The sequence below is a fragment of the Pseudomonas atagonensis genome, assembly GCF_011369485.1.
GTDB classification, from domain to species: domain Bacteria; phylum Pseudomonadota; class Gammaproteobacteria; order Pseudomonadales; family Pseudomonadaceae; genus Aquipseudomonas; species Aquipseudomonas atagonensis.
Map to the genome: position 1 here is coordinate 1 of NZ_VXCA01000028.1, position 11,050 is coordinate 11,050.

An 11,050-nucleotide genomic window follows, 5' to 3' on the forward strand; every position below is an offset into this window, starting at 1 on the left:
TCGGCAGGCTGGGTGGAGGGATTGATCCGGGGGTGGGAGCGCAGCGACCGTGCGGCGCAGCCGCATGCATCGAGAGGAGGTGCAGCGAAGCAAACCGTAGGCGATGCGCCCGGATCGATCCCGGAGCGAAGGAACCCGAGCCTTAGCGAGGGCCGTACGTCAGGGCGAAGACCTTTGCTTCCTTTGGGGCGTTTGCCAAAGGGAGTCGACCGTCAGGGCGAAACCGTAATCAGCAACACCCGCAGCAACGGATATGCCCACAAAATTGACTAAAATCCCCAACCCATGCTCTCCTACACACCTTGTTACGGGTGCCCTTCACAGGGTGAAACGGGAAACCGGTGAATCATGTGCTTTACTCAAAGCCATGTCAGTCCGGTGCTGCCCCCGCAACGGTAAGCGAGCGAAGCATCAGATCCACTGTGCCGATACGGCATGGGAAGGCGATGCTTGCAGGTCGGCCTGACGCCAACCCCTCGTGAGCCCGGAGACCGGCCCGCAACACACAGCCCGCATTTGTGCGTCGCTGAACATAACAAACCCGCGGTGGGCGGGCGCTGTTCGAACCCCTGCGTGCCTGGCCCGCGGGGGTTTTCATGCGCTCAATTCACCCGCTGACACTCCAGAGGGAAGCGCCATGTCGATCATCAGCAGCACCGGCAGCAACACGGACAAAATCTCCAGCACGACCACACTCAGCCAACGCCTGACCGCCGCCATTTTCGCGTCGATTCTAGGCGCCAGTCTGGTCTACTTCGCCGGCTTCTCGCACATCGAAGCGGTACACAACGCCGCCCACGATACCCGCCACAGCGCCGCGTTCCCGTGCCACTGAGACCTGCCGACATGATCAAGCGTATTGCGCAAACCGCAGGTTTCACCGGGCTACTGGCCGCCCTGCTCCTCACCCTGCTACAAAGTTTCTGGGTTTCGCCGCTGATTCTGCAGGCCGAAACCTTCGAGAAAGCCGAACCTGTGGCTGAAGTTCACGAACACGCCGCCGGCACCGCCGCTCACACTCACGACGCCGAAGCCTGGGAGCCGGAAGACGGCTGGCAGCGTGTGGTCTCGACCACGGGTGGCAATCTGGTGGTGGCGGTCGGCTTCGCCCTGATGCTGGCCGGCCTCTACACCCTGCGCGCGCCAACCAAAACCTCGCAAGGTCTGCTCTGGGGACTGGCCGGTTACGCCACCTTCGTGCTGGCGCCAACACTGGGCCTGCCGCCTGAACTGCCGGGCACCGCCGCGGCGGATCTGGCTTCGCGGCAGATGTGGTGGATCGGCACGGCGGCCTCTACTGCAACAGGTCTGGCGCTGATCGTCTTTAGCCGCCACTGGCTGATGAAGATCCTCGGCGTGGCCATTCTTGCCGTCCCGCATGTGATCGGCGCACCGCAACCGCAAGTGCATTCGATGCTTGCACCTGAAGCTCTGGAAGCTCAGTTCAAAATCGCTTCGCAGTTGACCAACGTAGCGTTCTGGCTGGCCCTGGGCCTGATCAGCGCCTGGTTGTTCCGCCGCAAAAGCGAAGGTCAGTACAACGCATGACCGATGACTGCGCAGCGCCGACCTTTGTGGTCGGCCTGGGCTGCCAGCGCGGCTGCCCGGCCAGTACGCTGCGCGCTTTACTCGATCAGGCGTTGCAGGCTCATCGCATCGAACTTGAGGCCGTGAAGGCTTTGGCCAGCATCGATCTCAAACGCGACGAGCCCGGTTTGCAGGAACTCGCCGCGCAACTGGCCCTGCCCTTGCTGTATTTCAGCAGCGAGGAACTGGCCAGTTATCAGACGCGATTGAGTCATCAATCGCAGATTGCTTACGAGCGAACCGGTTGCTACGGCGTGGCAGAAAGTGCCGCTCTGGCGCTCGCCGAACAATTGATTCAGGCGCCGGCAAAGCTGCTGATTTCCCGACAAAAATACGCTCAGGCGACTCTGGCATTGGCCGGCGCCGCGTAAATTCCCGATAATCCCCGCCATCGAACATGAGCAATCTTCATCTGAAGCGTTGCCACGCCCTCTTTCACACAGGATTCAACGATGACCGTTTACTTCATCGGCGCCGGCCCCGGCGACCCGGAATTGATCACTGTCAAAGGCCAGCGCTTGATTCGCAGCTGCCCGGTGATCATCTACGCAGGCTCGCTCGTCCCGGCGGCGGTGCTGGAGGGTCATCAGGCTGAAACCGTGGTCAACAGCGCTGAATTGCATCTTGAGCAGATCATCGAACTGATCAAGACCGCACACGCCAAAGGCCAGGATGTGGCGCGGGTGCATTCGGGGGATCCAAGTCTGTACGGCGCGATTGGCGAACAGATTCGTTATTTGCGAGAGCTCAATATTCCGTTCGAAATCGTTCCCGGCGTCACTGCGACAGCGGCGTGCGCGGCGTTGCTGGGCGCGGAGCTGACCTTGCCGGACGTTTCGCAGAGCGTGATTCTGACCCGATATGCCGACAAGACCGCAATGCCGGCGGGCGAAGAACTCGGCAGTCTGGCGCAGCATGGCGCGACCATGGCGATTCATCTGGGGGTCCATCATCTGGAAAAAATCCTGACTGAACTGCTGCCGCATTACGGTGCAGATTGCCCGATTGCAGTGATTCACCGGGCGACATGGCCGGATCAGGATTGGGTCGTCGGCACGCTGGAAGATATTGCCGCTAAGGTTGCGGCCAAAGGGTTTCGGCGCACCGCGTTAATTCTGGTGGGACGCGTGTTGGGGAGTGAGGTTTTCAGTGAGTCATCGCTGTATCGCGCGGGGCATGCGCATCTCTACAGACCCTGACCTATTGAGCTGACAAAGACACTGTGGCGAGGGGATTTATCCCCGTTGGGTCGCGAAGCGGCCCCAAAAAACCAGGGCCTGCTGCGCAGTCCAACGGGGATAAATCCCCTCGCCACACAGTGATCGGATCCGGATGACTCAAGCACATAAAAAAACGGCGCTCACGGGGCGCCGTTTTTTGCGTTCGCAGCGAACGCCTTAGTAGTAGGCGTTTTCTTTCTGCGTGTGGTCGGTCACGTCGCGAACGCCCTTGAGCTCGGGAATACGCTCGAGCAAGGTGCGCTCGATGCCTTCTTTCAAGGTCACGTCAGCCTGGCCGCAGCCCTGGCAACCGCCGCCGAATTGCAGGACGGCGATGCCGTCTTCAACCACATCGATCAGGCTGACCTGACCGCCGTGGCTGGCCAGCCCCGGGTTGATTTCGGTTTGCAGGTAGTAGTTGATGCGCTCGTTGACCGGACTGTCGGCGTTGACCATCGGCACTTTGGCGTTTGGCGCCTTGATGGTCAGCTGGCCGCCCATGCGGTCGGTGGCGTAATCGACAACGGCGTCGTCAAGAAACGCTTCGCTGAACGAATCGATATACGCAGTGAAGCTTTTCAGCCCCAGCGCTTTATCTTCAGGTTTTTCTTCGCCCGGCTTGCAGTAGGCAATGCAGGTTTCGGCGTACTGGGTGCCAGGCTGGGTGATGAAGACGCGGATACCGATGCCCGGGGTGTTCTGCTTGGAGAGCAGATCAGCCAGGTAATCGTGGGCGGCGTCGGTGATGGTAATAGCGGTCATGGAAACTCCTCGCAGGCTTGGGCGCAGTTTACGCCAATCGTTGCGCGGGACAAAGTCCTAGTATTTTTGTCGGGAAAGATTCTCGACAGGCTCAGCCAGCGGTTCGCGATCAATCCGCGCTTTAAGCCACCGATAGCTGCGTTTTTCCACCCATTCGTAGCTCAACCACGAGCCGACGCCAATCGCCAGCGCACAAACGATGAACATCAAATACGGGTTGATGCCGTAGCGCCGCGCAATAAAACCACCCGCCGACAGCACCAGTACATGCATCAAGTACACCGAATAGGAGCAATCGCCGAGCAGTTTGAGCAGCCGATTGCGCTCGACATAACGTTCCAGCGCCATGCACGACATCACCAATATTGCGCTCGGCACGCCCCAATTGAGCAGCCTTGGCGCCGGTGCCAAGTGGTAGATCGCCAACAACGCCACGACGATTCCCGCCAACGGCAACCACAGCCCCGCGCCAATCCAGCCCCGCCGATAGAGCATGCCGATACCGATTCCCAGCAGGAACTCATAGACGATGTCCGAGCGATAGAATTCGCTGATCCAGCCAAACCCGGTCCACGCCTGACACACCGCGAACAGCAGCGCTGCGACCACCAGCAGGCGCACCTGCAAACGAAACAGCAGTGCCCAGGCAAACAGCAGGTAAAAGAGCATTTCGTAATTGAGGGTCCAGCCGACATTCAGCGTCGGATAAATCCCGTAGCCACCGGGGTTCTGCGTCGGAATGAACAACAGCGACAGCAGCAGATGGCTCCAGTCCAGCGTTTGATCGGGCAATAGCGGCTGGGCGAAAACCACCAGCAACGCCATCAACAACGTGTACAGCCAATATGCCGGGACAATGCGAAACAACCGATACAACAGAAACTGCCCGGGCCGCAGGGCTTTGTCTTGCGTCGAAAGAAAAATCACCAGACCGCTGATGACGAAGAAGACATCGACACCCACTGCGCCCTTGTCAATGAACCACTGGCCCAACGGGCCGCGAGCTTCGAAGTCGAAAAAGATCTGCATGAAGTGATGGCAGACCACTGCCCATGCGGCGAGCGCACGCAGAGCCTGCACTGAAATCAACATGGAAGTCTCCTGTCCACGATTCCTGAAACACCACTAAACCCTGTGGGAGCGGGCTTGCTCGCGAATGCGGTGGGTCAGGCGACATCTATTTCGAATGTGCTGACGTATTCGCGAGCAAGCCCGCTCCCACACGGAGATACGCGGTGCTGCTTAAAAGGTGGGACAGCAGGCCTGCCTCAAACGATCAAAGATTCTCGTAGCGGTTCATGTCCAGCACGCCCTCTTCCACCGGATCGGTTTCGTGCAGGTACTGGCTCAGATCGTGGAAATAGAACCAGAATTGCGGATGACTGCGGCGAATCCCCCAGCGTTCGACGATTTTCTCGAAGCGGTTGGCATCCTTGGCGTTTTCCATCGCATCAACAAACGCCGGCACCTGATCGGCCGGAATATTGAAGATGAAGTTCGGATAACTGCTGAGCACCCCCGGATAAATGGTCAGCGTGTCCAGCCCCGGTTGATAGCGCAGCGATTCGCCGAGCAAAAACGCCACGTTGCTGTGGGCACGGTTGCGCAACAGGCTGTAAACCTCACGCTTGCCACTGGCAGTCTCGATGCGCAACATCGTGGCTTCCGGCAACTGATCAATGACTTTCAGGCCTGCAGCCGGACGGGATGCGAGGCGACTCAATGCCTGCTCGGCATTTTGCAGCGCCGGGTCAATGTTGGGCCGCGAGCAGTAAGCGCCGTCGCAGCGGTTGATCGGATCGGGTCGCGCATTGAGGTCGCCGTAGCGCGCCAGCAATTGCATGGCAAAGTCGTATTTCGGGTCTTTCTCTTCGAGTTTCAGCGCTGTCGGCTTGTCATCGTCGATGGCCTCGTAATCGAGCCACATCTTGAACTGGCCGCTGCTCTGGTACCAATCGTCAAGGTAGTCCTCGCGCGAGTCGGCCGGCATCAGGCGCAGGAAGTTCTGCTCGGCGCCGTTACGGATCAGGTCGAAATACAGGCGGGTTTGCGCCTGATGCGAGACGTTGCCGAACACATCGAAGTTGACGGCTAACTGGTAATACGTGCGCTCCAGCAGCGGATAGTCGAACAGCCACATGGTCTGCGGTACTTCGCCGATCAGGCCTTTGGTCACCGAAGCGCTGTCGAAGTGGCGGAAAATGCTCAGCAGCGCATTGTCGTTGCCAGCCCACAGGGTCGACCAGCTCGGCGCCGGTTGATCGGCGTAGCTGTCGCGGCGCAGCGCTTCGTATTCATTTCGCTTGTTGCGGTAGTTGTGCCACAGGCTCAAGACACTGCCGACATCGTCGTTCTGCCCAGGCATGGCCAGCAGCGGCGTGGCCTGGCCGCGGTAGTTGGGATCGGTGATGTACAGATCATGCTCAGGGGCCTGAAACAGCGCCCAGAAGTTGTCGCGGATCACGTCGGTTGCGATCTGCCCACGGCACACCGGGCCACGAATAAAGGTGCGGACGAAGTATTCGGCGTTATCGAGCATGAACTGATAACGCGCCTGCGCCGGAATCGCCTCAAACGTGGCAAACGGGTTGGCGCGGCTCTGCGGGCCGTAGCCCGGTAGCGCGCTGACCTGCCAGTTGCCGCTGTAGAACAGGCTCTTGACCCGCGCCATCTTCGCCGCGCTCAACGGATAGGTGATGTGGGTTTTATGGACGATCACCCCTTGTACCGGCCACAAGCGGTAATACACCTGCGTCCCCGGATCATCGTTCGGACGACGGGTGGCGATCAGGTCAATCGGCTGGCCCGTCGGCGTGCGCGAGCGTACCCACTGGAAGTAATGCCCTGGCTCACCGTCCTTGAAATAGATGTGCGCAAGAAACCAGTGTTCGAACAACCAACGCCCGACCAGACTCTGTCGCGCGCCCGGCGCATTGAGCAGGTTTTCCCACTGGACGATCTGCATCGCTTCTTTGGCGCTCGGCGCCAGTCCTTGCTCGTCAATCGGCGCACCGGACGCCAGCCAGCGCTGCAGGGTCTGATATTGCTGATCGGTGAGGCCGGTCACCGCCAACGGCATTCCTTCCTTTGGATGCGCGCCGGCATAGCCTTCGAATTCGGCAGGCATCGCGCACAGGTTCTCGCGATTCAAACCCAGCACGATGTCTTCGGGAAGTTTGGCGTTCGGCGTCAACGGGGTTTTATGCCCCAGCTCCAGCATGCGCGCCATCAAAGCCGCCTGGCTGCCCTGGGCGTCGAGCACCGAATAAAAATCTTTCTGCTGCCAGGCGCGTTTGCCGAAGGCGTCGTAGAACAATCGCGTCGTTGGCGCTGCCTGGGTGCGCTCGCCATCGTAGACCGGCATCTTGCTGGCGCCACGGGCCGCGCCTTCGCCACTGCCCAGATTGAGCTGGCAGGCCGAGTCGTAACAGGCATGGCAGGCCACGCATTTCTCGGTGAAGATCGGCTGGATATCACGGGTGTAGGAAATCTTGGGTTCCTGCGCAGCGGCGCCCCAGCTGAGAAACAACAAAAAAATGCTGACGACGCGGTACGACATGCCCTTGATCCCGATCCTGTAAAAAACGCCGCGATTCTACAGTATGACGCCCGTACCAACATGAGCGATATTCATGAAAAAACTCCTCATGCTCTAAAACCGCACAGGTTTGTTATGATCCCGCTCCTTCGTAATGGTCTTTTCGAGTAGTCCAAATGTCCGATCGCAGCGTCCGCCTTCAAGCTCTCAAGCAAGCTCTCAAAGAGCGCATCCTGATACTCGATGGCGGCATGGGCACGATGATCCAAAGCTACAAACTCGAAGAGCAGGATTATCGCGGCAAGCGTTTTGCCGACTGGCCCAGCGATGTCAAAGGCAACAACGACCTGCTGGTGATCACCCGTCCGGACGTGATCGGCGGGATCGAGAAAGCCTATCTGGATGCCGGCGCCGACATTCTGGAAACCAACACCTTCAACGCCACGCGCATTTCCATGGCCGATTACGGCATGGAAGAACTGGCGTACGAATTAAACGTAGAAGGCGCACGCCTGGCGCGCAAGGTCGCCGACGCCAAGACCGCCGAGAACCCGGCCAAGCCGCGTTTCGTTGCCGGCGTGCTCGGCCCGACCAGCCGCACCTGTTCGCTGTCGCCCGACGTCAACAACCCCGGCTACCGCAACGTCACCTTTGATGAGCTGGTGGAGAACTACACCGAAGCCACCAAAGGCCTGATCGAGGGCGGCGCCGACCTGATCCTGATCGAAACCATTTTCGACACCCTTAACGCCAAAGCGGCAATCTTCGCCGTGCAAGGCGTGTTCGAAGAACTGCACATCGAACTGCCGATCATGATTTCCGGCACGATCACCGATGCTTCCGGCCGCACCCTGTCGGGCCAGACCACCGAAGCGTTCTGGAACTCCGTGGCCCACGCCAAACCGATTTCCGTCGGCCTGAACTGCGCCCTCGGCGCCCGCGAGTTGCGTCCGTACCTGGAAGAGCTGTCGAACAAGGCCAGCACCCACGTTTCCGCGCACCCGAACGCCGGCTTGCCGAACGAATTCGGCGAGTACGACGAACTGCCGTCGGAAACCGCCAAAGTCATCGAAGAGTTCGCTCAAAGCGGCTTCCTCAATATCGTCGGCGGTTGCTGCGGCACCACGCCGGGGCACATCGAAGCCATCGCCAAAGCCGTGACCGGTTACGCGCCGCGGCAGATTCCAGACATTCCCAAGGCCTGCCGCCTCTCGGGCCTGGAGCCGTTCACCATTGATCGCAGCTCGTTGTTCGTCAACGTCGGCGAGCGCACCAACATCACCGGTTCCGCCAAGTTCGCCCGTCTGATCCGTGAAGACAACTACACCGAAGCCCTGGAAGTTGCCCTGCAGCAGGTCGAGGCCGGCGCGCAGGTGATCGACATCAACATGGACGAAGGCATGCTCGATTCGAAGAAGGCCATGGTGACCTTCCTCAATCTGATCGCCGGTGAGCCGGACATCTCTCGCGTGCCTATCATGATCGACTCCTCGAAATGGGAAGTGATCGAGGCCGGCCTCAAGTGCATTCAGGGCAAGGGCATCGTCAACTCGATCAGCATGAAAGAAGGCGTCGAGCAGTTCATCCATCACGCCAAACTGTGCAAGCGCTACGGCGCTGCCGTGGTGGTGATGGCGTTCGATGAAGCCGGCCAGGCCGATACCGAAGCGCGCAAGAAAGAGATCTGCAAACGCTCCTACGACATCCTGGTCAACGAAGTCGGCTTCCCGCCGGAAGACATCATCTTCGACCCGAATATCTTCGCCGTGGCCACCGGTATCGAAGAACACAACAACTACGCTGTGGACTTCATCAACGCCTGTGCCTACATCCGTGACGAACTGCCGTATGCGCTGACGTCCGGTGGCGTGTCCAACGTGTCGTTCTCGTTCCGTGGCAACAACCCGGTGCGCGAGGCTATTCACTCGGTGTTCCTGCTTTACGCGATCCGTGCCGGCCTGACCATGGGTATCGTCAACGCCGGTCAACTGGAGATCTACGACCAGATCCCGCAGGAACTGCGCGACGCTGTTGAAGACGTGATCCTCAACCGCACCCCGGAAGGCACCGACGCCCTCCTCGCCATCGCCGACAAGTACAAGGGCGACGGCAGCGTCAAGGAAGCCGAGACCGAAGAGTGGCGCAACTGGGACGTCAACAAGCGTCTGGAACACGCACTGGTCAAAGGCATCACCACGCACATCGTCGAAGACACCGAAGAGTCGCGCCAGTCGTTCGCCCGCCCGATCGAAGTGATCGAAGGCCCGCTAATGTCCGGGATGAACATCGTTGGCGACCTGTTCGGCGCCGGCAAAATGTTCCTGCCGCAGGTGGTCAAATCCGCCCGCGTGATGAAGCAGGCCGTAGCGCACTTGATCCCGTTCATCGAACTGGAAAAAGGCGACAAGCCGGAAGCCAAGGGCAAGATTCTCATGGCCACCGTGAAAGGCGACGTGCACGACATCGGCAAGAACATCGTCGGCGTGGTACTCGGTTGCAACGGCTACGACATCGTCGATCTCGGCGTGATGGTGCCGGCGGAGAAGATTCTGCAGGTGGCCCGCGAAGAGAAGTGCGACATCATTGGCCTCTCCGGCCTGATCACCCCGTCGCTGGATGAAATGGTTCACGTCGCCCGCGAAATGCAGCGTCAGGATTTCCACTTGCCGCTGATGATCGGTGGCGCCACCACCTCCAAAGCGCACACGGCGGTGAAGATCGAGCCGAAGTACAGCAACGATGCCGTGGTTTATGTGACTGACGCTTCCCGTGCCGTGGGCGTGGCGACGCAGTTGCTGTCGAAAGAGTTGAAGGCAGGTTTCGTCGAGAAGACTCGTCTTGAATACATCGACGTACGTGAGCGTACGTCCAATCGCAGCGCGCGCACCGAGCGCCTGAGCTATGCCGCGGCCATCGCCAAGAAGCCACAGTTCGACTGGGCCACCTACCAGCCGGTCAAGCCGACATTCACCGGCAGCAAGGTGCTGGACAACATTGATCTCAAGGTGCTGGCCGAATATATCGACTGGACACCGTTCTTCATTTCCTGGGATCTGGCCGGCAAATTCCCGCGCATCCTTGAAGACGAAGTGGTCGGTGAAGCGGCCACCGCGCTGTACAAGGACGCGCAGGAAATGCTCGCCAAGCTGATCGACGAGAAGCTGATCAGCGCCCGCGCGGTGTTCGGTTTCTGGCCAGCCAACCAGGTGCATGACGACGACATCGAGCTGTACGGCGATGACGGCAAGCCTATGGCCAAACTGCATCACCTGCGTCAGCAGGTCATCAAGACCGACGGCAAGCCGAACTTCTCTCTCGCCGACTTCGTCGCGCCGAAGGACAGCGAAGTGACCGACTACGTCGGTGGTTTCATCACCACCGCCGGCATCGGTGCCGAAGAAGTGGCCAAGGCTTATCAGGACGCTGGCGACGATTACAACTCGATTATGGTCAAGGCGTTGGCCGATCGCCTGGCCGAAGCCTGTGCCGAATGGCTGCACCAGCAGGTACGGAAAGAACACTGGGGTTATGCCAAAGACGAAGTCCTCGACAACGAAGCGCTGATCAAAGAGCAATACAGCGGCATCCGCCCTGCTCCGGGATACCCGGCGTGCCCGGATCACACAGAGAAAGCCGCGCTGTTTGCCCTGCTTGACCCAGAAGCGCAAGAAATGCGCGCAGGTCGCAGCGGCGTGTTCCTCACCGAACACTACGCAATGTTCCCGGCCGCAGCCGTCAGTGGCTGGTACTTCGCGCATCCGCAGGCGCAGTACTTCGCTGTGGGCAAGATCGACAAGGATCAAGTGCAAAGTTACACCTCGCGCAAAGGTCAGGAGCTGAGCGTGACCGAGCGCTGGCTCGCGCCGAATCTGGGTTACGACAACTGATCCGGGCGTCACCCCGGCAATGACAAAACACCCCGGCAGATACATCATCTGCCGGG

The 11,050-nt window shown here is 59.6% G+C and carries 8 protein-coding genes and 1 riboswitch; of the genes, 5 read left to right on the forward strand and 3 right to left on the reverse strand.

Annotated features, from left to right (window positions below; all coding sequences use genetic code 11):
* Positions 1-292 precede the first annotated feature (292 nt).
* A riboswitch (cobalamin riboswitch) is annotated at positions 293-514 on the forward strand.
* Positions 515-637: 123 nt separating this feature from the next.
* From F2P67_RS20275 to cobM, 4 genes are all read left to right on the forward strand, one after another.
* The gene (locus F2P67_RS20275; RefSeq protein WP_016983301.1) at positions 638-835 is read left to right on the forward strand and encodes a CbtB domain-containing protein; all 198 of its coding nucleotides are present in this window, start codon (positions 638-640) and stop codon (positions 833-835) included.
* Positions 836-846: 11 nt separating this feature from the next.
* On the forward strand, positions 847-1,548 hold the full coding sequence (locus F2P67_RS20280) for a CbtA family protein (protein WP_166222821.1): 702 nt from the start codon (positions 847-849) through the stop codon (positions 1,546-1,548).
* Complete coding sequence (locus F2P67_RS20285; RefSeq protein ID WP_166222824.1) at positions 1,545-1,958, forward strand: cobalamin biosynthesis protein; 414 nt, start codon at positions 1,545-1,547, stop codon at positions 1,956-1,958. The genes F2P67_RS20280 and F2P67_RS20285 overlap by 4 nt, the downstream gene beginning before the upstream one ends.
* An 81-nt stretch (positions 1,959-2,039) precedes the next feature.
* Entirely contained in the window at positions 2,040-2,786 is a 747-nt protein-coding gene (gene cobM / locus F2P67_RS20290) for a precorrin-4 C(11)-methyltransferase (RefSeq protein ID WP_166222827.1), read from the forward strand.
* 198 nt (positions 2,787-2,984) lie between these two features.
* Here the strand turns inward: cobM and nfuA are convergent, their stop codons facing one another.
* From nfuA to F2P67_RS20305, 3 genes are all read right to left on the reverse strand, one after another.
* On the reverse strand, positions 2,985-3,569 hold the full coding sequence (gene nfuA / locus F2P67_RS20295) for a Fe-S biogenesis protein NfuA (protein ID WP_122590799.1): 585 nt from the start codon (positions 3,567-3,569) through the stop codon (positions 2,985-2,987).
* A gap of 57 nt (positions 3,570-3,626) precedes the next feature.
* Entirely contained in the window at positions 3,627-4,661 is a 1,035-nt protein-coding gene (locus tag F2P67_RS20300; RefSeq protein WP_166222830.1) for an acyltransferase family protein, read from the reverse strand.
* Between the two features lie 184 nt (positions 4,662-4,845).
* On the reverse strand, positions 4,846-7,128 hold the full coding sequence (locus F2P67_RS20305) for a fatty acid cis/trans isomerase (RefSeq protein ID WP_166222833.1): 2,283 nt from the start codon (positions 7,126-7,128) through the stop codon (positions 4,846-4,848).
* Positions 7,129-7,283: 155 nt separating this feature from the next.
* On the opposite strand from F2P67_RS20305, the gene metH reads away from it, so the two are divergent.
* Complete coding sequence (metH, locus tag F2P67_RS20310; RefSeq protein WP_166222836.1) at positions 7,284-10,994, forward strand: methionine synthase; 3,711 nt, start codon at positions 7,284-7,286, stop codon at positions 10,992-10,994.
* The last annotated feature ends 56 nt before the right edge of the window (positions 10,995-11,050 follow it).